The sequence below is a fragment of the Cronbergia sp. UHCC 0137 genome (assembly GCF_034932285.1).
Lineage (GTDB): Bacteria > Cyanobacteriota > Cyanobacteriia > Cyanobacteriales > Nostocaceae > Cronbergia.
Genome location: NZ_JAYGHC010000008.1, coordinates 110,703 through 133,059 on the forward strand (window position 1 = coordinate 110,703; position 22,357 = coordinate 133,059).

Genomic DNA, 22,357 nt, shown 5'->3' on the forward strand with positions numbered 1-22,357 from the left:
TTTAGTAATATTGAAGTTCACGATTACATAATTTCTTCAGCCAAAAGTTGACCCTTAACCCGTTCATATTCATCCTCAAGAAGCCACTCTTGCGCTGCTTGATAGTTGGAGTGAGTGACTACGAGTTTATAGTCTGATGCTGGGTTAAAAATACTACAACTACCGTCTGGATCACCAACTAGCATGAGAATTTTGGGTGGGAAAAGAACTGGATCAACCCAGAGTTCTAGAAATTTCCAGGTTTTAGCTTGTTCTGCGAAGGCTGTTTTGATACTAGCCATAAAATTATACCTTATTTGAGTATCAAAAGTTGATAATATTAGGAGGCAGGAGTCAGTAGTAATTGGTGATCAAATCCCAGACTTCATCCTGTTCATCCTTAAATCCTGGAAATCCTGATTCAGACAGGAACTACAAATTTTTCGCTACCAGCTAATTCAAAGGCTTGGTGAATGACTTGTAAGGCTTTAACTCCTTCTTCTTGAGCGACAACACAACTAATTTTGATTTCTGAGGTAGCAATCATTTGAATGTTAATTTGGTTTTTAGCTAGTGCTTCAAACATTTTGGCGGCGATGCCGGGCTGTCCTACCATTCCAGAACCAACTACACTGACTTTAGCGATCGCTCTATCTAAAACAACTTCCCCCCATCCTAACTCACTCGCTGCGTGGGACAATTTTTGTTGCGTGTTTTCTGCATCTATTCTCGCTACAGTAAAGGCAATATCTCTTCGGGGTATACCTTCCACTATCCGACAGCGTTGTGATTGTATAATCATGTCTACGCTAATATTATACTCCGCCAACAGTCCAAACAGTTTGGCCGCCATCCCTGGACGATTGGGGACTTGACGAATGGCTAACCGGGCTTGATTCATGTCTAAGGCTACACCACGCACGGGGGGTAATTTTTGGCCGCTGGTGGCTTTGATGGCAGGGGAAGCGTTGATTTCAAAGGCTGTACAAAGGGCAGTGATAGCGCGATCGCAATCTACCACATCAATCACACAACTAACTTTTACTTCACTGGTAGAAATCATTTGAATATTCACCCCAGCCTCCGCTAAAGTGGCAAACATCTTTGCTGCTACCCCCGGACGACCAATCATCCCTGCCCCAGCAATACTCACTTTAGCGGTATTTTGTTCAACTATCACCTCCGCTTCGTCGGAATTTGGTTGATTTCTCAGAGATGGAGCGATCGCTAATGTGACTGCTTCTGCTCGTTTTAATATTGGTGTTGCTACGGTATAGGCAATGTCGTTAGTATTTCCTTCGTGAATTGACTGAATAATTAAATCAACATCCACATTTTGACGGGAAATTTCCCCAAACAACCTTCCTGCTACCCCTGGTTTATCTGGTACACGCAACAGGGACACCCTCGCCTGACTGATATCAAATTCTACCATATCCACAGCCCTAGCCAGTTCTAAATTGACGAGCGATCGCTCTGGGTTTTGCGGTGTTGTCACCCAAGTCCCCGGCTCATCTGTCCAACTAGAACGCACTACCAAAGGAACACCGTAATTTTTGGCAATTTCCACCGCCCTGGGATGTAACACCTTTGCCCCCAAACTCGCCAATTCTAACATTTCATCACAGGTAATTTCCCTCATCAATTGGGCATCGGACACAAGGCGCGGATCTGTAGTTAAAATACCTGGTACATCCGTATAAATTTCACAAAAATCAGCCCCCAAAGCCGCCGCCAAAGCCACAGCCGAAGTATCAGAACCACCACGCCCCAAGGTGGTAATTTCCCAATCTTGTCTGCTAGATATACCTTGAAAACCAGCCACCACCACCACTTTCCCGGCTTGGATGTGTCTTAACACCCGTTCGGTTTCAATGTGTAAAATCCGGGCGCGGCTGTGTTCAGCTTCCGTGACAATTCCTACCTGAGCGCCAGTCATGGAAATAGCAGGTTGTCCGATTTCCTGTAAAGCCATACTGAGAAGAGCGATCGTCACCTGCTCACCAGTAGAAAGCAGCATATCCATTTCCCTACTGTTAGGGTTTCCAGATATATCATTGGCTAATTTAACCAACCCATCAGTAGTTTTCCCCATGGCAGAAACCACTACCACCACCGAGTTTCCGGCTTCTACGGTTTTCTGAACCCGTAATGCCACAGCTTGAATCCGTTCCACCGAACCAACAGATGTACCACCGTATTTCTGAACTATCAGCGCCATAACTTTTATTTTCAGAGCTTTAACAGCAAATTAATCTATCACACAACATTCCTTAACCAAATTTTACTACTTATTTAGTTATCCTACTTAGGGTTGAGCATTATTGGCTAAAAATCAATGCTAATCCGTTCAAACATGGTCAGAATAAACGATATATTCCTAGCAGGAAATATAGTTTTATCGTCCTGCTGGGTTTATTTTTTATCCTAGACCAACACTTGATAGTCGAAAAATTACAGGTTTAAACACAGTTTAAACTTTTCTTTAACTTACATTAATTTTCTTTTAATGAAAAACAACGAATGTTATTGAACATCAATGCCATAAGCGAAAACCAAGCTAATAGGCATAAATGACGAAGAAACCCCTTCCCTCCGGGACAGTATCCGTAGTACAACCTAGCCTACGGCATAGCTGATGTTAATAAAATAATCAAATCCGAGGTATTATGACCTTTCTAGCCACAATTTTCAATCGCTTCGTTACTACCTCAGTAGTAGCAGCGACAGTTGCATTTAGCCCAGTTTTAACCACAGTTGCCCAAGCTCAAACCCTCAATGGAGCAGGAGCAACATTCCCCGCTCCCCTTTACGAACGTTATGCTCGTGAAGTCAGAAAAAAATACCCCAACATGAGAATTAACTATCAAGCAATTGGTAGTGGTGGTGGTATTCGTCAAACTATCGCCGGAACCGTTGATTTTGGTGGTAGTGATGCAGCCATGACAGATAGTGACATGGCTAAAGTCAAAAATGGTGTGATATTAGTACCAACAGCAGGTGGCGCAGTTTCAGTTGTTTATAATCTGCCTGGTGTTAATAGACTCAGATTATCTCGCACTACATTACCAGCAATTTTTTCCGGTCAAATTACCAACTGGAATGACCCCAAAATTAAAGCTGATAACCCAGGAGTTAACCTACCCAGTCAGCCAATTAGATTTGTAGTTCGCGCTGACGGTAGCGGTACAACCTTTATTTTCACCAATCATTTAAGTACGATTAATGGTTATTTCCGGGGCAGAATCGGTACTGGTACTGCACCCAAATGGAACTTACCTAACGTTCTCAGAGGTAGAGGCAATCCAGGGGTAGCAGCTTTAGTATCCCGTACTCCTGGAGCGATTGGTTATGTTGAATATGACTATGCTACTAAAAACAAACTAAGATCTGCTGAATTGCAAAATAGAAAAGGAGAATTTGTTGCTCCTTCCTTACAAGCTTCCAACGCAGCTTTATCAGCAGTGCAATTTCCAGACAACTACCGCGTATTTGTGGGAGATCCAGCACAGGGTTATCCTATCGTTGGTTTAACTTGGATGATGGTTTACAAGAAGTATGCTGACCCTGCAAAAGCTGATGCAGTTAGAAAGTGGATTAATTGGGTACTCACAGACGGTCAACAATTTAATGATGACCTCAACTACACCAAAATTCCTAGTGAAGTTGTAAAGCGTGTACTAGAGACAGTAAATAGTACCGTTAAGTAGTTACTCCCAAGACTTTTCTGTTTAGCAATGTAGAGATGTTCCATGGAACGTCTCTACTGATGATTAATGATGACCAAATTTGGGGTTTGATTTTGATTCTACTTAGATAACAATATTCTACTGATTGAGATTTTATGGTCAATTCCTTTGATGCAAATGATAGTAATTCATCACCTAATTTAGATGGTGAAAATATAGATTTAAAAGCGACTGGTGGTCTAAATTTTCGATTAGATCAAGGGTTTACCTGGTTGGTTTATTTATTTGCCGCCACCACCGTAGCAACACTATTTCTGATGTGTTTGGTAATTTATCATGAAGCCGAACCAGCAGTAACTAAATTTGGAATTGGCTTTTTGTGGGGGCAAGATTGGGATACAGGTAATGAAAATTTTGGGGCATTACCTTACATTTACGGTACAGTCGTAAGTAGTGCGATCGCTCTTATTCTCACTGTACCCGTCGGTCTATCAATCGCCTTAGTCACAAGTGAAGACTTCTTACCATCTTATGTTAAAGCTCCCATAGCCTTTGTCATTGAAACCATCTCCGCTATCCCCAGCGTCATCATTGGTTTGTGGGGAATATTTGTATTCATTCCTGTCCTAGAACCAATGCAACAATGGATAGGCAGCACCTTGAAATTCATCCCCATATTCAGCACAGAATATCCTGCCGGCAACAATATGTTGACCGCTGGTATTGTTCTCTCGATTATGGTTATACCAACAATGGCAGCAATTTCTCGTGATGTATTGTTAGTCATTCCCAAAGAATTGCGTAGCGCATCAATGGCTTTAGGCGGAACTCGTTGGGAAACAATATTTCGCGTTTTGCTACCAGCCGGATTTTCTGGTATGGTAAGTGCGGCTATGCTGGCTTTAGGACGCGCCCTTGGTGAAACAATGGCCGTGGTAATGGTAATTGGTAACTCTGCTCAAATTAGTGTATCCTTACTAGATCCAGCTTACACAATTCCTGCTGTTTTAGCCAACGAATTTGCCGAAGCAGAAAGAGGATTACATATTGGTGCATTAAGCTATTTGGGTCTGATTTTGTTTGTCATAACCCTGATTATTAATATCGGTGCAGGATTATTAGTACAATGGGTGGGCAAAAAAAATAAATAACTTTGTGTAGTGTTGAAAATTCCAAATCTAAACTCCAAAATCCAAAATTGATATGAGTGGTTTTCTCAATTCAGAACTAGATGAATCTCTAGTCAAAGAACTTTGCACCCCTTTACCATCAGCCAGAAAAGTATTCACTTATCTAATGAATGGACTCTCCTTCGCGTTGAGTTTATTGGCATTTTTTCCTTTAGCATCAATTTTCTGGCAAATTATTGTTAAAGGATCATCTAGCTTTAAACTAGAGATGTTATACCAGCCATTAATCGACAATGGATTTGCCAATGCGATTCTTGGTACAATCCTCATGGTCTGTATTGGTGGGCTTTTAAGCATCCCTATAGGCATCATGACTGGCATCTTTTTAGCAGAATTTGCCAAAGCTAGCCAAGCAGCTAATTTTGTCCGCTTTATTACCTCAATTCTCACAGGTGTACCTTCAATTGTGGTAGGAATGTTCGCTTATGGTGTAGTTGTTTTAACAACAAAAGAATTTAGTGCCTTAGCTGGAGGCTTTGCATTAAGCGTCCTCATGTTACCTGTAATTGCACTGACAACAGAAGAAGCATTGAAACTTATTCCTAGTGATCAACGCCTAGCTTCTGCTGCTTTAGGTGGAACTCGCTTACAAACAATACTTAGGGTTGTAATCACTGCTGCTGTCCCAGCAATTACAACGGGTATTTCCTTAGCAGTAGCCCGTGCTGCTGGTGAAACAGCACCCCTAATTTTTACAGCATTGTTCAGTCAAAACTGGTCAGATAATTTATTAAGTCCTACAGCATCTTTACCAGTATTAATTTTCAACCTTTACAACAATCCCGACCCAGAAATAGGTCAATTAGTTTGGACAGCCTCATTAATTTTATTGAGTTTAGCTTTGTTTTTTAGCTTATTTTCTCGTCTGATTACGAAGAAAGGACAAAAGCGGGTTAAATTAAAGAAAATTGTTTCTCAAACTGAATATGAACATGAGTAACTTAACTACAGCAATCAAAGTCAAAAATCTCAGCTTTTACTACACCACGTCCAAAGTTATTGAAGGGATATCATTAGATGTCTATAAAAATCAAGTAACTGCAATTATTGGCCCTAGTGGTTGTGGAAAATCTACTTTCATTAAAACCCTAAATCGGATTAGTGAATTAGAAGGAAAAGTGAAAGTTGAAGGGAGCATAGAATTGTTTGGTCAAAACATTCATGATCCTCGCGTTAACATCAACCGTCTGCGTCGAGAAATCGGCATGGTGTTTCAAAAACCTAATCCTTTCCCCATGACCATTTACGAAAACGTAGCTTATGGGATTAGAATATCTGGCAAATGTCCAAAAGCAGAGTTAGATGAAACTGTAGAATATGCCCTCAAAGGCGCTGCACTTTGGGATGAAGTTAAAGATAAACTCAATACATCTGCTTTAGGTCTATCTGGTGGACAACAACAGCGTTTGTGCATAGCCAGGGCTTTAGCAGTTAAACCAAAAGTTTTGCTAATGGATGAACCATGTTCTGCTCTAGATCCTATTGCCACAATGAAAGTTGAGGAACTAATCCACAGCTTACGCGCTGACCTCACCATTGCGATTGTTACCCACAATATGCAGCAAGCAACCCGTGTTTCTGATTTCACTGCCTTTTTTAGCACTGATGAAAGTCGCATTGGTCAAATGATCGAATTTGGGGCTACAGGTCAAATCTTTCGTAACCCCCTGGACAAACGCACCTATGACTATGTTTCTGGGCGTTTCGGTTAAGGTCAGAAATACAGTATTCTTATTATTAGCCCCTCAGATTAGTCTGGGGGGTTTTTAGTTGATTTTTTAGATTGAAAATTTTGTGATCATGACCCATTCTACAGATATTGTCACCTTAGCCCGGTGGATGGCCGCTGATTTTAGTAATCAAGCCCAAGTCTTTGAAAATCCAGCCTTTTTTGCCCATATTCGTGTATGTATGCGTCCCTTACCTTGGGAATTTTTGTCTGGGGTGAGTTTGTTTGTAGAACAGGCTTATGATTATATGTTGAATGACCCTTATCGGTTGCGGGTGTTGAATTTGACGACAGTGGAAGGAAAGATCCACATTGAAAACTACACTGTCAAAGACGAAAAAGACTTTTATGGTGCGTCCCGTGATTTGCAAAGGTTAAGGAAATTAAAGAGCGATCGCCTAGAAAAACTCTCTGGCTGTAACATGATTGTAGAGTGGGCTGGTACTCACTTCAAAGGCACAGTCGAACCAGGAAAAGGCTGCATTGTCATCCGTAACGGGCAAACAACCTATTTAGATAGTGATTTTGAAATTGATGCCGAAAAATTCATCAGTCGTGATAGAGGACGCAACCCCGAAACCGACGAGCATATTTGGGGTTCTGTGGCGGGTCCCTTTTACTTTGTACGCTGGGGTAACTTTGCCGATGAGGTAGAAATCAAGTCCTGAGCGGCTTTGGGCAGGAATCGTTCCTGTCCAAAATATTTTTTGCCCAGGGGATGCCATTTGGGTTAGAATATTGGTAAGATAGATTATTGTGAGTAGGGCGACATAGCCAAGTGGTAAGGCAGAGGTCTGCAAAACCTCCATCCCCCGGTTCAAATCCGGGTGTCGCCTTTGATAAAATTAGCTAAAACTAAGCAATTCAAGGTTTTAGGCAATTATCTAAGGGACGGGTTTAATACTCGTCCCAAATTTTTTGGGGTAATTTTGGGGTAACTATTGGGGTAAAAGTAAAGCAAAGGTGTCTTGCTTCCCCCCTACTCTATTAAGAGACTTCCAAGAAATAAATTATCCAAATAAACGAACCACAGAGGCACAGAGGACACAGAGTTATGAAACTTTGAGTGTTTTTTATTTGGAAGTCCCTAAACAGTGGAAGCAAGAAGCCTTTTATAAAGTATTGCTAGTGAAATTTTTTGCTTTTCAAATATGCAGGTAATGTTGTATATTTGATCTTGCATAGCCTAATTAACAGCATAAATATGTCAGAAAAACAATTAGTTGAGTTTACTTTAGAAGATGGAACTACTTTTTTAGTAGAAGTAGACAAACAACCAACCCAACCAGGAGCGCCGAAACCCGTATCACGGGGAAATGGAGTTTCTGTCACTGCTGCTAGTAAAAAGTTTGATCAAGCATTAGATGAAATTAAACCTGTTATTACTACTGTTGTTTCTAAACTCAAGGATATTACCCCCAATGAAACAGAAATAAAATTCGGTGTTAAACTAACTGCTAATGCTGGGATTGTATTCAGTTCTTTGGGAAGTGAGCTAACTTTTGAAATCACCGTGAAATGGAATAACAAAACAGCATAGTTAGTTTATGGTAGATGCTAAAACAAGAGAATTATATAAAAAGCATATTGCCAGAATTTACACTCATGATTATGAGGTAAAAGGTTCAGGTTTATTAATATATGAGCGATATATTATTACCTGCGCTCATGTAGTTGCAGATGCTTTATATATTTCACACTCTACTTCAGAAAAACCTTCAGACTTAGTAAAAGTTGATTTTCTCTTTCCTGCGGGAGAAAATAAGCCAAAGTTGGCAGCGAAAGTCTTATTATGGAAACCTCGATCTGATTGTGGTTATTCCTATGGAGAAGATATTGCTGTTCTGGAATTACAAAATAACTTCCCAACAAGTTATATATCTTTTCCTTTGATTTTGGCAGATACTACACATCATAAATTCTCTGTTTTAGGATTTCCTATAGGACATGATGAAGGGGTAACTACAGAAGGAAAACTTGTAGATACCAATGGTTATGGTTTGGTACAGATGGATGTAGAACTTCAATCTAAATTTTATATTGAACCAGGTTTTAGTGGTGCGCCTGTGTGGGATGAAATATTTGCTAGTTTTGTGGGAATAGTTGTTTCTTCGGAACTTGATACTTTTGTGGAACTACGCCAAAACGTTAAAGTTGGATACATGATTCCTGCAAAAATCCTAGTTGAGAATTGGAGTTTTTTAAGTCTCCTTCAAATCTTAGCTGCTAATACTGATACAACTATGACTTCAGTTATTCAAACAGCTTATAAAGCTTGTCATCCATTGGAAAATCCACCACCCACAGTAGCAACTATTGTTCAAGACTTATATAATTTGGATAAACATAATTTAGATAGTCAATTAAAATTTAAGCCTAATAATCATACAGCAGAGTTTCTGAAATATTTAATCAATGATAATAATATTCCTGATTATATATCAAAAAAATTAAAAACCTGGGGTCAACAGTATATAGAAAATTTTGATTCAACACTTGCACGTAATGACAGAAATAATCAAAATATTAAATTAGAATCATATATTTTTATTAAGATAGAACCGTTAACAACAAAATCAAGATTAAAAAATCCAAAATTTAAAATTAGTGGTTGGTTGATTCCCAATATTCAAGAATATATAGACAAAAAACAAAAAACAGGCTTTCATAAAATTGACTTCGCAAATTCTCCTGATGACAGCTTTACACTACAGCAAATAGAAAAAGATTTTCTTACATTTTTTACAACAAAAATTAATAAGAAGTTGGAAAGCAAAATCACAATAGTATTTTTTCTAAGTCCAAAATATCTTGATTATCCTGTTGAAAAATGGAAAATTGATGATTTTGGAGTTACCTGTTCTATCAGCGAAAAGTATCAAGTTATTGTTCGTGATGTCGAACGTTTAAAACAAAATTATCTCAATGTTAAAGGAAATGCCTGGATTGAAAAATGGAATAAACTACAAAGCATTACTTGTAATGATTTCCTCAAATTACATAAATATGATGCCGAAATATTTTCTGTTTTGATGAATCAATCAGTAGGTGTTGTACTAAATATATTTGATGAAAATATAAAAAGTTGCCATGAAAATATTTTCCAATCATTAACTAGCAATGTTATTCCTATGACTATTTGCCACAGAAAACAAATTTCACAAACAGATTATCAAAATCGAGCCAGTTATGACCTAGACTATTGTATTAGTGAAATAGCTGAAAATATTAGACAAAAATGTCTGGAATCTTTTCTAAATACTACTAAGGATCATCTATTAGCACAGGATGTTTTTCTCATTTCTGAAAATCCCCATATCTTAACACCTGACTCTGAACCCATCATTACTAATAATTAGGTAATAACTATGACTAACGACTGGCAAATATTTCAAGGAAATCATCAAGTAAATGAAAACTGGAATCTCCCAGCAGCACCAAGTTGGCGAGATTTTAGCAATAGTGAGAGCGACCCCAAAAAAAGACGTGCTGAGACATTTCAATCCCGTCCTGAAGAAGTAGCATTAGTGAATGCTGCTTTATATTTACGACGACCTTTATTAGTCACTGGTAAGCCAGGAACAGGTAAAACTTCTTTAGCTTATGCTGTAGCCTATGAATTAGGATTAGGAGAAGTATTACATTGGCCAATTACTACACGCACCACATTAAAAGATGGACTTTATAACTATGATGCCATAGGAAGGTTACAGGATGCAAAAGATAAAGAACAAAAACAAAATAATCTAGAAGATATTGGTAAATATATTAATTTGGGTTCACTAGGAACTGCATTATTACCATCTGATAAACCCAGAGTGTTATTAATTGATGAAATTGATAAAAGCGATATTGATTTACCTAACGATTTATTACATATATTTGAAGAAGGTGAGTTTGAAATACCTGAACTAAGACGAATAGTTGATAAAATAAAGGAAGTGGAAGTACAGACAGCAGATAAAGATAAAAAAGCCAAAATTGAAAAAGGTAGAGTTCGCTGTAAGTCTTTTCCTTTTGTGATTTTAACAAGTAATGGTGAACGAGATTTTCCTCCTCCATTTTTAAGACGGTGCATTAGATTAGATATCAAAGAACCTGATGATAAAGAATTAGAAAAAATAGTTAAGGCACATATAAATTTAGATAATGAACTATCTCCAGTAGTGGATGATTTAATCAAAGAATTTTACGAAAAACGTCAAAATGGAGAATTAGCAACAGACCAACTTCTCAATGCTATCTATTTAGTTACTAATGAAAAATTCCCCACAGGTGAAACTAAAGAAAATTTAATTAGGGAAATATTAAAATATTTAGATAGCTAGTTAGCTTAGAGGACTCATGATTAACAAGTTGATTCAACTTTTAGAACAGTTAGAACTAGACATGAGTGCAGAAGATATTGCTGATGCTCTCTGGTTAGCAAGTAATATAAAATTACCAATAGCAAGGGAAATTGTTGATGAAGTTACGCAACTAAATCAGAGTTCTCAAATTACTGATATATTACCTAATCAAACAAAATCTTCAATATCTCCAACATCTGAAAATTCAGGTTATTCTACAGCAGAAAAAAACCAAGAACCCACAGCTAAAGCTTATACTAAAGATGATATAGATTCTAACTTATCATCTAATTCTACTGAAAAATCACCATCTCCATCATCGGGAGTACCTTTTAAAGCTCCTGCTGTTGCTGCTTTACCTAATGCTTTAGAAATTGGTAGGTCATTGCGTCCATTAATGCGAAAAGTACCATCTCGCATAAAGTTTGTTTTAGATGAAGAAAATACTGTTCAACAAATAGCAGAAAATGATGTCTGGATTCCAGTTTTAAAACCTGCACGAGAACGCTGGTTAGATTTAGTTATAGTGATTGAAGAAACTCGTGCTACTGTTGTTTGGCAAGAAACTATAAATGAATTTCGTAAATTAATGGAACGACATGGCGCTTTTCGCAATGTCTATACTTGGAGTTTATGCACCAGTGACAATGGTAAACCTCTATTTTTTAAGCGGCAAGGTAAAACGACAAAAAAACAAAATTCTCGCAGTCCTAAAGAGTTGTTAGAACCTAATGGTAGACGGTTAATATTATTAATTAGTGACTGTGTTTCGTCTTTATGGTGGCATGGAGAAATACATAAATTATTAGAATTATGGTCTAAACATTTTCCGGTGGCGGTTCTGCAATTATTACCGGAACAATTATGGGAACGCACTGTTTTAGACTTGGGAATTTTAATTTCATTGAGTGCGATTGAACCAGGTTTACTTAATTCTAAATTAACTATTCATGATTTTCCTCTCTGGATAGAAGAAAAACCCACGAAAGCGTTAAGATTTCCTGTTGTGATTTTAGAAGCTGAATCTTTAAAATATTGGGCAAAGGTGATTGCTGGTACAGGTAATATTGACACGGTGGGTATTTTATTTATGCCTAACTGGAGAGAATTAATTTCTACACATATTTATGATCAACCAATAAAAGAGCCAGAATTATTAGTTAATAATTTTTATAATAGTGCTTCTCCTCTGGCAAGAAAATTGGCTATTTTCATGGCATCTGCACCTGTAAGTATGCCTGTGATTCATTTGATTCAGGAGAAAATGTTGCCCCAACCAAGAAAGCCAATTATTTTGGCAGAAATTTTTATGAGTGGGTTGTTAGAATTAAAGTTAGTGAGCAAAGAAAATCAGCCAGAAAAATGGCGATATGAATTTGTGGAAGGAGTACGGAAGGTTTTACTTGGTTCTATTAGAGCTACAGAAGTAGATGCTGTTTTTGCGGCTGTTTCTCAATATATAGCTAATAAAGCGGGAATCCAAACCAAGAATTTTCTAGCCTTATTATTTTCTAACTCTGATTGGGATGAAAATATAAAAGCTGAAATTCTTCCCTTTGCCGAGATAACTAAGGAAGTATTGAAAAATTTAGGGGGAGATTATGCTCGTTTAGCATCTAGTTTAGATTTACCAGAAATCAAAACCTTTGAGTTTGAATTTGCTATTATCACGGTTGAAGATGATATCTCTATTAAATTAGAACCGTTTAATTTTGAAGTTGCACTTATAGAAATTAATCAATCTAATAAATTAAATAGTAATAATCTGATTGAAGTTGTTGATGAAGAAGTATTTAATAAAACTAAAAATCACTTGAATGAAATTCAGAAAATTATCTTAGAAGGAACATTAAAGAGTATAAGTTATGAACAAATTGCAGCTTTGGAAATTTATAATTATGGTGAAAAAAAAATAAAGTCAACTGCTTCCAAGCTATGGAAACTGTTAACAGAAGTATTTGGGAAGAAAGTCACAAAAACAAACTTTAAAACTGTAATTAATCAATGGGCTACTTCTTCTCACCTAATTATTAATCGTTATTCTCGGCAAGCACAGCATTTTATAGAAGACTTAGGTAATGGCATTCAACTAGAAATGGTAGCAATCCCTGGAGGAACTTTTGTGATGGGTTCACCGGAAGAGGAATTAGAAAGTCACAGCACCGAAAGACCTCAACACCAAGTAAGTATCAAGCCTTTTTCTATGGGGAAATATCCCATTACCCAGGCACAATGGCAAGCAGTAGCGGCTTTACCCCAAGTGAAGCAAGAACTAAAACCAGACCCATCGAAGTTTAAAGGAGCAAAACGCCCTGTGGAAAAGGTTTCTTGGGATGATGCAGTGGAATTTTGTGCTAGATTAGCAAATCATACTCAAAGACCCTATAGGCTGCCCAGTGAAGCGGAATGGGAATATGCCTGTCGTGCCGGAACTACCACACCATTTCATTTTGGGGAGACAATTACAACTGATTTAGCAAATTATGATGGCAACTCTACCTATGGTAATGGAGTTAAAGGAATTTATAGAAAAGAAACAACAGAAGTAGGAAGTTTTAAAATAGCCAATGAATTTGGATTATATGATATGCACGGAAATGTGTGGGAGTGGTGTCAAGACGATTGGCATGATAGTTATGAAGGTGCGCCTACGGATGGTAGCCCGTGGTTAAGCGATGAAGCGAGTCGTGACAAGGTGCTGCGCGGCGTTTCTTGGGACTATAATCCTGGGGATTGCCGTTCGGCTTCTCGTCTCTATCTTGATGCGGGCTTCGACAGCTTCCTCGACGGTTTTCGTGTTGTGTGTGGTGCTGCGTGGACTCTGTAGCCCTTTATACTTTTGCTCTTTTGTCCTTTACCCTTGCATTTGTCTGAATCAGGATGTCCAGGATTTAAGGATTTACAGGATGGTTTGATCGTTTTGTTGATAGGTTTTCTGATCCTGATTGTCATTGATTGTTTGATTGAGCTATGACTAAAAATATAAAAACGACAAACTAGAAACAGAATTATTTCTGCACGTCTAGCAACGAAAACCGAAAGGAGATTATATGAACAATAATGAAGAACTGAAATTACAACTGCGTCCCCGTGCCACAAAGGTTGTTTCTCTCAAAATACCTACAGATACTTTAGCATCTTTAGAAGAAGTGGCTGCTGACAAAGATATTTCTATAGAAGCCTTGTTAAAGTTTTATATTGGGCAAGGTTTACGAGAAGACATAGCCAAGTTATTTAATGAAAGGTTATTAAATACGACTGCACAGGTTTTATCACGTCATCTGCAATCAGAAGAAGCAGTTTCTCAAATTATGCAAGAGATTAAAACAAAAACGATTAAATAAAACCTCGCTGCTAACCTTTTTTATAAAAGGAGAAAGACCATTAATCATGCTTACAAATATAGTCAGTTATCCTGCTAATCCTTTAATTGTTTGAATCAGGATGTCCAGGATTTAGGGATTTACAGGATGGTTTGATCGTTTTGTTGATAGCTTTTCTGATCCTGATTTTCATTGATTGTTTGATTGAGCCATGACTAAAAAAAGTATGTTAATCTTCCCTAAATTCTAATCTTAATGTAATATCCTGTTAATCCTTTAATCCTGGATATTATCTCGACTTCGCTCGATAACCACCTGATTCAGATAAAAAATTATGGCTAAAACTATTATTAAACGTTATAAAAAAACGGCTCAATACTTTACCGAAGACTTAGGAAGTGGCATTGAATTAGAAATGGTGTTAATTCCTGGAGGAACTTTTATGATGGGTTCACCGGAAGAGGAACTAAAAAGTAGCAGCGACGAAAGACCTCAACATGAAGTAAGTATCAAGCCCTTTTCTATGGGGAAATATCCCATCACCCAGGCACAATGGCAAGTAGTAGCGGCTTTACCCCAAGTGAAGCAAGAACTAAAACCAGACCCATCTGGTTTTAAAGGAGCAAAACGTCCTGTAGAGATGGTTTCTTGGCATGATGCAGTGGAATTTTGTGCTAGATTAGCAAATCGTACTCAAAGACCCTATAGGCTGCCCAGTGAAGCAGAATGGGAATATGCTTGTCGTGCCGGAACTACTACACCATTTCATTTTGGGGAGACAATTACAACAGATTTGGCGAATTATCGAGGTACAGATAACAAAGAATATAATTGGTCAGGTTCTTATGGTGATGGAGTTAAAGGAATTTCTAGAAAAGAAACAACAGAAGTAGGAAGTTTTAAAATAGCCAATGAATTTGGATTATATGATATGCACGGAAATGTGTGGGAGTGGTGTCAAGACGATTGGCATAGTAGTTATGAAACTGCGCCTACGGATGGTAGCGCGTATTTAAACGATAAAGCGAGTAGTAACAGGTTGCTGCGCGGTGGTTCTTGGTTCGTCGGTCTTGCTAATTGCCGTTCCGCTTTTCGTGCTTATGATGATGCCGGCTTCGTCTTCAACTCCTACGGTTTTCGTGTTGCGTGTGGTGCCGCGTGGACTCTGTAGCCCTTTTTACTCTTGTCCTTTTGCCCTTTACCCTTCTTTCCTTTACTCTTGCAATTGTCTGAATCAGGATGTCCAGGATTTTAGGATTTACAGGATTGTTTGATCGTTTTGTTGATGGGTTTTCTGATACTGATTTTTATTGATTTTTTCATTGAACTATAATTAGGACTTACGCACTCTACAAAATGCAGATGATATGTCAATACTGTAGCCAAAATAAGAGCCTTGATAATTTTTGGCAAAAACGGCAAAACTAAGCATACATAAGCGTTTCGATAAAAAGGTAGTTTGTCATCTGAAACCCTTATCCTGCCGTCAATACGTTAAAAAACCCTTGTGGGAAACCTGCAAGGAATTTTTAGGACTGATTGTTTTTGCCAAGCCGAGCGAGAAATGGGAGCTAATGGTTAAAGCATCATCATCTCACCCTCGTAAATTGGCTATAGTATTGCTATAGAAACCCTTATTTTCCTGTTCTTCTTGGCGAATTTGCAGAAAAGAAAAGAGGAATATAGCGATCGCCACTCTCGCTGTAAATTTGATACCATTAAAATAGAAAACAACCGTGTGAAAAACCGGAATCTAGATTTTATCAGGGAATTGGTGAAAATTATTCTCTCCTTTTTCTCTCACTCATTTCACCAATTTCCACTTAAATGCTTGTAAACTGGGAATCGGGAGATTAACTCACACCCCTAAATTAAACAAGGACAACTTAAATTATTAGTTATGGTATCGACTCACCCCATCGCGGTTCAACCTTCTGGTAGTCAATATTTACCTCAACAGCGTAGCAATGACGCTGAAATTTCACCTAACCAACAACTCTTGCCATTGACAGCTAGAGTTAATCAGCATGACTTTCTGGAAATTGGTGGGTGTGATGTCCAAACCCTAGTTCAGCAGTTTGGTTCACCATTATACATTGTAGATGAAAAAACCTTGCGTACAGCCTGTAGGCAATATAGAGATACATTTAAAGAATACTATCAAGGTGAATCTCAAGTATTGTACGCTTCTAAGGCATGGAATTGTTTAGCAATTTGTGCGATCGCTGCCTCTGAAGGACTGGGTATAGATGTAGTCTCAGGTGGTGAACTTTACACAGCCTTAACTGCTGGTGTTAGTCCAGACAAACTCTATTTACATGGGAATAATAAATCTCTAGAAGAGTTACTTTTCGCCATTGAATCCGCTTGCACAATTGTCGTAGACAACTGGCACGAATTGCGTACCCTGGTAAGCATAGCAGAAAATTCTGCCCTGGGGACAATTCGGATCATGTTACGACTAACCCCCGGAATTGAATGTCATACCCATGAATATATTCGCACAGGACATTTAGATAGTAAATTTGGTTTTGATCCCAATGACTTAGCAGAAGTTTTTGCCTTTGTCAGCCAACAACCGAGTTTAAACTGCGTCGGGTTGCACGCTCATATTGGTTCTCAAATTTTTGAACGCCAACCCCATAGAGATTTAGCTAATGTCATGGTACAGTGGTTGCGGGATGCGGCAAAATATGGTATTGAGGTGACAGAATTAAATGTTGGTGGTGGTTTAGGGATTACATACATAGAATCCGACGATCCCCCCAGCATTGAAGAGTGGTCAAAGGCAATATGTGAAGTAGTTCAAACAGCTTGTACATCGGAGAATTTGCCCTTACCTAAGTTATTATGTGAGCCAGGGCGATCGCTCATTGCCACATCTTGTGTCACTGCGTACACCATTGGTTCAACCAAAGAAATTCCCGAAATCCGCACCTACCTAACCATTGATGGGGGAATGTCAGACAATCCCCGCCCTATTACCTACCAATCAGTTTACCGAGCCGTAGTCGCCAATAAAATGTCCGCGCCCCTCACAGAAACCGTCACCATAGCTGGTAAACATTGCGAATCAGGAGACATTCTGATTAAAAATGCCCAGATGCCGAAAACAGAACCAGGGGATGTTCTCGTAGTCATGGCAACGGGTGCCTATAATTACAGTATGGCCTCTAACTATAATCGCTTGCCCCGACCAGCAGCCGTTTTAGTGGCCAATGGTGAAGCAAATTTAATTTTACAACGGGAAACTTATCAAGACTTGATTCGACAAGATTGTTTACCAGAGAGACTAAAGTATAAAGGCTGAAGGATTTAGGATGAAAGATGAAGAACAAAGGATGAAGGCAGAATGAGAAAAAAGATCAAAAATCAAAACTTAAAATTTTCTACATTCTTGCCAACCTATCCTGTAAATTTTCCATTTCTAACTTCAAATTTCATCCTTGATTCTTCACACTTCATCCTTTCACACCAGATGTCATGAGAGATTGGTGGAAGCAATGGCTGACAAACCTGGGATGGTCTCAGCCCTTGCTGGTTGGGACTCTGGATATTGTGTTAGTGCTGGCGCTGACATACATGATCCTGGTGATTATCAGTGAGCGCCGGATACTGTGGATGGTGCGAGGATTTATTCTGTTGATGCTGGCCTCCGCACTCAGTGGGATTTTAGGGCTGCCCCTACTAAATTTTGTCTTAGAAAAACTGGTGATTGGCTGTGCTGTAGCCATGGCCGTAGCACTTCAGTCGGAATTTCGCCGTTTTCTGGAACAATTAGGAAGGGGCGAATTTTTGCAGTTATTTCAACCCGATCGCCTGGCAGTCCCTAAATCTGATAGTGTAATTGATGAAATTGTTGAAGCAGTGAAAGAACTGTCAAAAAACCGGATTGGTGCTTTACTGATTTTAGAAACCACCGGACCAATAGACGAAAGAGATTTTTCTGTACCGGGAGTAAAGTTAAATGCTGAAGTTTCCAAGGAACTGATCCAAACAATTTTTCAACCAAAAACCTTATTACACGATGGAGCAACTTTAATCCGCGCTTCCCGGATTGTGGCATCTGGTATAATTTTACCACTTTCTGGTCGCACAGCCTCCCGTCAGTTGGGAACACGCCATCGGGCGGCCATGGGAATTACTGAGCGAGTCGAAAATTGCATTTGTGTCGTTGTATCAGAAGAAACGGGTTCTATTTCCTTAGCGGAACAGGGAACTCTCTACAGACCACTGACGATTAGAAAGCTCAAAGAGTCTTTAGAGGCTAGGTTTTCGCCAACTGTAGATCGGGAAGCTGTGGCTCCTGGTCTTTTAAGTTTGGTTCATCAGGTTGGTGATCAGGCACTGAGGCTGGTTTCACGATTACTCAGATTACCATCTCTTCTCTATGATAGGCTACGCGAACAACCTGTGATGCGTAGCTTGCTTCCCCGTAGGGGCAGAACCGTTTCTCGCCAAAAAAATAAGACCGAAAAATGATAATACAACAAACTGAACTGCAATATTTGCCTCCTGACTTGAAAAGAGAACTATTGCCCAAACACGTTGCGGTCATTATGGATGGCAATGGTCGCTGGGCTAAAAAGCGCGGTTTACCACGCATTAGGGGACATAAAGCTGGTGTAAGCAACCTTAAAGATTTGGTTCGTTGCTGTCACGACTGGGGAATTGAAGCACTGACAGTGTATGCTTTTTCTACAGAAAATTGGAAAAGACCACGTAAAGAAGTGAATTGTTTGATGGCTCTGATTCGGCGATTTTTGCGTCAAGAACTTGAGGAAATGCTGGAGAAGAATATCCAAATTCAGTTTATGGGAGATTTAACTGAGTTGCCACCATCGTTACAACAGGAAATCTCCTACTCGATGAAAGTCACTCGCAATAACACTGGCATACGTTTTTTTATTGCTACTAACTATGGCAGTCGGCAGGAAATTTTACACGCTTGTCAAGCGATCGCCCAAAAGGTACAACAAGGTTTACTCCAACCTGAGCAAATTTCTGAAGAACTGTTTACTAATCATCTCTATACTGCCGGACTTGCCGACCCAGATTTATTAATTCGTACTAGTGGAGAAATGCGGCTGTCAAATTTCCTACTGTGGCAAATGGCATATAGTGAAATTTATATCAGTGATGCTCTTTGGCCAGATTTTAATCGTGTTGACTTTCACCGCGCTTTATCTGCTTACCAGCAAAGAGAACGGCGTTTTGGCAAGGTCTGACATTAGATCATGGTCCAGCAAAAACCGCTTCTTGGATATCTTCCCGACTCAGGGAATATTTAAAGGAACGTTGAATATCTTGATTGCTTTCTCCCGCTTGAAGATATCGCACTGTAATTTGTTCAGTATCTAACCACAGTTCTGCTTCCCAACTAGATCGTTGTATATGCCAACAATGTAGTTGGGTTTCGTCTTGTTCACAACCTTGGTTTTTTAGCCACTGTTCGATTTGTGGTAAAGGGTGATTATATAGGGGTGTATTGGAGGGAAGCATAAGCAATTTTAAATTCAGAATGATTGTTTAGTAGTGAGGTGGGAAGTTGGGTTTAGGCAATTGCTTCTCCACGAAAAATGGCGATCGCGATCGCTAACAACAAACAACCAACTAAGGTCAACCCCAAAATAAATAAGGCAAAAATTTCACCAGAAGACAAAGGGCGATCATTTGCATCCAAGTAAGCTGATTTTGACCATTCGTAAGGGTTAGAAACAGGACGATTCAAATCAGACGGCGCTTGAATTACCCCAAAACGAGAATAGCCAATTTTAAAATCATAGCTTAATCGGCGATCGGGACTACTTAAAGTAGCATAAGCCTCGTTGATTTGCTGGAATTTCTCAGTAGCAATATTAGCAGGTAATTCTGTTGTATCAGGATGATAATGTTTACTTAACTCCCGATAAGCCCGACGGATATCAATGACCGAAGCCCAGGGATGGAGACCTAGAAGAGTGTAATAAGTCGTTTCGCTGCTTTGTGGCATTTTTCCATTGTGATTGACAGAAATTTGAATCACTCCCCTACCAACACATAATATAAGACGAATATTTTATTTTTGAAATATCCGTAGAAAGGTTATATCACCTGACTTTAAAACTAAAAAAATAAAACTCTTTGAGTATTATTGTTTAAAACCGTGAAAGTAAGCAACATAATGAGTTAAGATCAAATACATTAGGGGTAAAAGTATAGCCAAGTCCCTACAGTTCACAATAATGCCAATGACTACAAGTAGGCAACTCAAACAACCGCAATCGATGCTTGTTTTGGAGTATTTATTGTTACATAATGGTAATAAGGAATCACCAGCAAATACTAAACCAGGGCGACTCCTAAACTGTCTAACTTCCCGGAAGTAGATATTTCCCATAATTACCCTCCAAGAGATTGATTTTAACTGATGAAGAAACAGTTTGTTTACAACCCTAGACTTATTTAATATCTGACTGCTATAACCGGGTTGTCAGACTGGGTAACGAAACAAACTTGTTCTCAAATCTAAAATCGACCTCATAAGGGTGTATCTGACTGGGGTAAAACCCACATTTTCACAGATTTAACTACGTTGTTTAAAAAGGCAGAAGCACTACATGCTACACCGCAAGATTTATCAACTGTGTTGCGACGGGCGGGAGGTATGTGTTTTTTTGCGGGATCAGCAACGCTGGATAGAGCGGGCCCGCATCATTGATATAGAAGGCGACTTAGTGACCTTACGCTATGAAACCGAAGAAGAGGACGAAGCCTGTTCTTGGGAAGAAATGGTTCGCCTAGAAAGCATTGGCGCTGTCACCCAAAAACTAGCCTCAGTGCCACGTGGTAATGTAGATCCTCTGATGACTGAAGATTGTCCTGAGTCTGAGCGTATTCATAACCATTACACAGACTCCAATCCAGAATGATTATCACCCAATGCTGGGTTACAAATCCGATTCAGCATTGGGGCTAGATCAGCATTCAAGGGCAGGACAGTAACCTTCAAGATAACTTTGAAGTTATACAATGGGGCAGCAGGATTCTAACACCGCTGCCTTTTTTGGTATCTCTACAAGTACCGTAATGTATTTTTAGCTGAAATAGATGGGAACTAACTGGGAAAACTTTCTGAAAAATTTAGGCGAATGGCGTGGTTCATTTACTCAAATTTCTCCCGACGGTGAAATATTAAATTCCACTCCTAGCATTTTAAATTTAGAAGCATTCGATCATCATCAAGCTGTGCTTTTTAGATTGCGTCGTTTTGATGGTAATGATTACGACAGTCCTCCCATTCAAGATTATCAACAGGAATATCGTTCTTTAGGTAGAGAGAACATCTTTTTTGCTACAGGAGCTTTTTCTAAAGGAACATTGCAATTAGCGCCTTTTTCAGAATTTGGAGCGGAATACGGCTTTGTCGATGGCGATCGCCGTTTGCGTTTAGTACAATTATATGATCAACAAGGCAACTTTACTAATTTAACTCTCATTAGAGAATTTCGCAGTTCTACAGATGCTTACGAGCGCTCGCACCTGACTGTAGAACAGTTAATTGGTCATTGGCAAGGTCAAGCTCATACATTTTACTCAGATTTGAGACAATCTGAAACCTATGCTACTTCTTTAGAAATTCAAGAAATAGGTGATGGATATTTAGAACAAAAAATATCTTTTCAATCACATATTATTACAGCAAAAGGAAGAATCACAGGAAATAAAATTATTTCGGAAACCGAAGGAAAATCCCGACAGATTTTGTTATTACCCGATGGAACTTCTAGTAATGTTCCTTTACAATTGCAATTGAGAAAATCTTTTTTTGTCGAAGCAGGTTGGTTAGTCAGAGAAAAGGAACGGCAACGCCTAATTCGCAGCTACAATCAAAAAGGTGAATGGGTGAGTTCAACTCATATTATTGAATATAAAGTTTAGAAGCTATCACCCCAGGGTAGTAGTCAGAAATGAATGTCTGAAGCAGATATTAGAGCTTGTTTACTATTTACATCTCGTTCTAGAGAAATTGCAATTTTTATACCATATTGTCGTAACTGTTCACAGGATGAATTAGGCTACCAGAAAAAATAAGTAGAAAGATATGGTAGAGTAGAAG

General features: G+C 38.9%; 20 protein-coding genes and 1 tRNA gene. 17 read left to right on the forward strand and 4 right to left on the reverse strand.

What is annotated here, in order from left to right; translation table 11 throughout:
• Positions 1–23 precede the first annotated feature (23 nt).
• Both VB711_RS05950 and VB711_RS05955 read right to left on the reverse strand, forming a co-directional pair.
• Positions 24–281: a hypothetical protein gene (locus VB711_RS05950; protein WP_323284852.1), complete on the reverse strand. Its 258-nt coding sequence runs from the start codon at positions 279–281 to the stop codon at positions 24–26.
• Between the two features lie 119 nt (positions 282–400).
• A complete protein-coding gene (locus VB711_RS05955) occupies positions 401–2,200 on the reverse strand; it encodes an aspartate kinase (protein WP_323284853.1) in 1,800 nt (599 codons plus the stop codon).
• A gap of 448 nt (positions 2,201–2,648) precedes the next feature.
• Between VB711_RS05955 and pstS the strand changes: the two genes are divergently transcribed.
• The 15 genes from pstS to VB711_RS06030 all read left to right on the forward strand — a co-directional run bounded on the left by pstS (position 2,649) and on the right by VB711_RS06030 (position 19,487).
• Positions 2,649–3,689, forward strand: a complete 1,041-nt coding sequence (gene pstS / locus VB711_RS05960; RefSeq protein ID WP_323284855.1) for a phosphate ABC transporter substrate-binding protein PstS — start codon at positions 2,649–2,651, stop codon at positions 3,687–3,689.
• Between the two features lie 134 nt (positions 3,690–3,823).
• Positions 3,824–4,819, forward strand: a complete 996-nt coding sequence (gene pstC / locus VB711_RS05965; RefSeq protein WP_323284857.1) for a phosphate ABC transporter permease subunit PstC — start codon at positions 3,824–3,826, stop codon at positions 4,817–4,819.
• Between the two features lie 52 nt (positions 4,820–4,871).
• Entirely contained in the window at positions 4,872–5,798 is a 927-nt protein-coding gene (gene pstA / locus VB711_RS05970) for a phosphate ABC transporter permease PstA (protein WP_323284858.1), read from the forward strand.
• Complete coding sequence (pstB, locus tag VB711_RS05975) at positions 5,791–6,570, forward strand: phosphate ABC transporter ATP-binding protein PstB (RefSeq protein WP_323284859.1); 780 nt, start codon at positions 5,791–5,793, stop codon at positions 6,568–6,570. The genes pstA and pstB overlap by 8 nt, the downstream gene beginning before the upstream one ends.
• Before the next feature lie 88 nt (positions 6,571–6,658).
• Positions 6,659–7,255 (forward strand): chromophore lyase CpcT/CpeT, encoded by a 597-nt coding sequence (locus tag VB711_RS05980; RefSeq protein ID WP_323284860.1) that lies wholly within the window; start codon positions 6,659–6,661, stop codon positions 7,253–7,255.
• 96 nt (positions 7,256–7,351) lie between these two features.
• Positions 7,352–7,423 (forward strand) — tRNA-Cys (locus VB711_RS05985).
• Positions 7,424–7,791: 368 nt separating this feature from the next.
• Positions 7,792–8,127 (forward strand): CU044_2847 family protein, encoded by a 336-nt coding sequence (locus VB711_RS05990; RefSeq protein ID WP_323284861.1) that lies wholly within the window; start codon positions 7,792–7,794, stop codon positions 8,125–8,127.
• Positions 8,128–8,134: 7 nt separating this feature from the next.
• Entirely contained in the window at positions 8,135–9,946 is a 1,812-nt protein-coding gene (locus tag VB711_RS05995; protein ID WP_323284862.1) for a trypsin-like peptidase domain-containing protein, read from the forward strand.
• Between the two features lie 9 nt (positions 9,947–9,955).
• Positions 9,956–10,915 (forward strand): MoxR family ATPase, encoded by a 960-nt coding sequence (locus VB711_RS06000; RefSeq protein WP_323284863.1) that lies wholly within the window; start codon positions 9,956–9,958, stop codon positions 10,913–10,915.
• A gap of 16 nt (positions 10,916–10,931) precedes the next feature.
• Positions 10,932–13,763, forward strand: coding sequence for a formylglycine-generating enzyme family protein (locus VB711_RS06005; protein ID WP_323284864.1), 2,832 nt, complete (start codon positions 10,932–10,934; stop codon positions 13,761–13,763).
• Positions 13,764–13,986: 223 nt separating this feature from the next.
• A complete protein-coding gene (locus VB711_RS06010; protein WP_323284865.1) occupies positions 13,987–14,280 on the forward strand; it encodes a hypothetical protein in 294 nt (97 codons plus the stop codon).
• 313 nt (positions 14,281–14,593) lie between these two features.
• Entirely contained in the window at positions 14,594–15,430 is an 837-nt protein-coding gene (locus VB711_RS06015; RefSeq protein WP_323284867.1) for a formylglycine-generating enzyme family protein, read from the forward strand.
• A 729-nt stretch (positions 15,431–16,159) separates the two neighbouring features.
• Positions 16,160–17,569 (forward strand): diaminopimelate decarboxylase, encoded by a 1,410-nt coding sequence (gene lysA / locus VB711_RS06020; RefSeq protein WP_323284868.1) that lies wholly within the window; start codon positions 16,160–16,162, stop codon positions 17,567–17,569.
• A gap of 173 nt (positions 17,570–17,742) precedes the next feature.
• On the forward strand, positions 17,743–18,741 hold the full coding sequence (gene cdaA / locus VB711_RS06025; RefSeq protein ID WP_323284869.1) for a diadenylate cyclase CdaA: 999 nt from the start codon (positions 17,743–17,745) through the stop codon (positions 18,739–18,741).
• The gene (locus VB711_RS06030) at positions 18,738–19,487 is read left to right on the forward strand and encodes an isoprenyl transferase (protein WP_323284870.1); all 750 of its coding nucleotides are present in this window, start codon (positions 18,738–18,740) and stop codon (positions 19,485–19,487) included. The genes cdaA and VB711_RS06030 overlap by 4 nt, the downstream gene beginning before the upstream one ends.
• Before the next feature lie 7 nt (positions 19,488–19,494).
• Here VB711_RS06030 and VB711_RS06035 read toward each other — a convergent pair whose 3' ends face one another.
• Positions 19,495–19,761, reverse strand: a complete 267-nt coding sequence (locus VB711_RS06035) for a DUF3143 domain-containing protein (RefSeq protein ID WP_416233563.1) — start codon at positions 19,759–19,761, stop codon at positions 19,495–19,497.
• Between the two features lie 52 nt (positions 19,762–19,813).
• Positions 19,814–20,251 (reverse strand): J domain-containing protein, encoded by a 438-nt coding sequence (locus tag VB711_RS06040; RefSeq protein ID WP_416233564.1) that lies wholly within the window; start codon positions 20,249–20,251, stop codon positions 19,814–19,816.
• 607 nt (positions 20,252–20,858) lie between these two features.
• Here VB711_RS06040 and VB711_RS06045 point away from each other — a divergent pair.
• The gene (locus tag VB711_RS06045; protein WP_323284874.1) at positions 20,859–21,170 is read left to right on the forward strand and encodes a DUF6679 family protein; all 312 of its coding nucleotides are present in this window, start codon (positions 20,859–20,861) and stop codon (positions 21,168–21,170) included.
• A gap of 178 nt (positions 21,171–21,348) precedes the next feature.
• Positions 21,349–22,179 carry a DUF3598 family protein gene (locus tag VB711_RS06050; RefSeq protein WP_323284876.1) on the forward strand — a complete coding sequence of 277 codons (831 nt, stop codon included), beginning with the start codon at positions 21,349–21,351 and terminating at the stop codon, positions 22,177–22,179.
• Positions 22,180–22,357: the final 178 nt, after the last annotated feature.

Coding starts and splice junctions, on each gene's coding strand:
- VB711_RS06030 (WP_323284870.1), top strand. CDS start 18,738: ATGATAATACAACAAACTGAACTGCAATATTTGCCTCCTGACTTGAAA.
- VB711_RS06035 (WP_416233563.1), bottom strand. CDS start 19,761: ATGCTTCCCTCCAATACACCCCTATATAATCACCCTTTACCACAAATC.
- cdaA (WP_323284869.1), top strand. CDS start 17,743: ATGAGAGATTGGTGGAAGCAATGGCTGACAAACCTGGGATGGTCTCAG.
- pstB (WP_323284859.1), top strand. CDS start 5,791: ATGAGTAACTTAACTACAGCAATCAAAGTCAAAAATCTCAGCTTTTAC.
- VB711_RS06050 (WP_323284876.1), top strand. CDS start 21,349: ATGGGAACTAACTGGGAAAACTTTCTGAAAAATTTAGGCGAATGGCGT.
- VB711_RS06040 (WP_416233564.1), bottom strand. CDS start 20,251: ATGCCACAAAGCAGCGAAACGACTTATTACACTCTTCTAGGTCTCCAT.
- VB711_RS05995 (WP_323284862.1), top strand. CDS start 8,135: ATGGTAGATGCTAAAACAAGAGAATTATATAAAAAGCATATTGCCAGA.
- VB711_RS06015 (WP_323284867.1), top strand. CDS start 14,594: ATGGCTAAAACTATTATTAAACGTTATAAAAAAACGGCTCAATACTTT.
- pstA (WP_323284858.1), top strand. CDS start 4,872: ATGAGTGGTTTTCTCAATTCAGAACTAGATGAATCTCTAGTCAAAGAA.
- VB711_RS05955 (WP_323284853.1), bottom strand. CDS start 2,200: ATGGCGCTGATAGTTCAGAAATACGGTGGTACATCTGTTGGTTCGGTG.
- VB711_RS06005 (WP_323284864.1), top strand. CDS start 10,932: ATGATTAACAAGTTGATTCAACTTTTAGAACAGTTAGAACTAGACATG.
- pstC (WP_323284857.1), top strand. CDS start 3,824: ATGGTCAATTCCTTTGATGCAAATGATAGTAATTCATCACCTAATTTA.
- VB711_RS05950 (WP_323284852.1), bottom strand. CDS start 281: ATGGCTAGTATCAAAACAGCCTTCGCAGAACAAGCTAAAACCTGGAAA.
- pstS (WP_323284855.1), top strand. CDS start 2,649: ATGACCTTTCTAGCCACAATTTTCAATCGCTTCGTTACTACCTCAGTA.
- lysA (WP_323284868.1), top strand. CDS start 16,160: ATGGTATCGACTCACCCCATCGCGGTTCAACCTTCTGGTAGTCAATAT.
- VB711_RS05990 (WP_323284861.1), top strand. CDS start 7,792: ATGTCAGAAAAACAATTAGTTGAGTTTACTTTAGAAGATGGAACTACT.
- VB711_RS06000 (WP_323284863.1), top strand. CDS start 9,956: ATGACTAACGACTGGCAAATATTTCAAGGAAATCATCAAGTAAATGAA.
- VB711_RS06010 (WP_323284865.1), top strand. CDS start 13,987: ATGAACAATAATGAAGAACTGAAATTACAACTGCGTCCCCGTGCCACA.
- VB711_RS05980 (WP_323284860.1), top strand. CDS start 6,659: ATGACCCATTCTACAGATATTGTCACCTTAGCCCGGTGGATGGCCGCT.
- VB711_RS06045 (WP_323284874.1), top strand. CDS start 20,859: ATGCTACACCGCAAGATTTATCAACTGTGTTGCGACGGGCGGGAGGTA.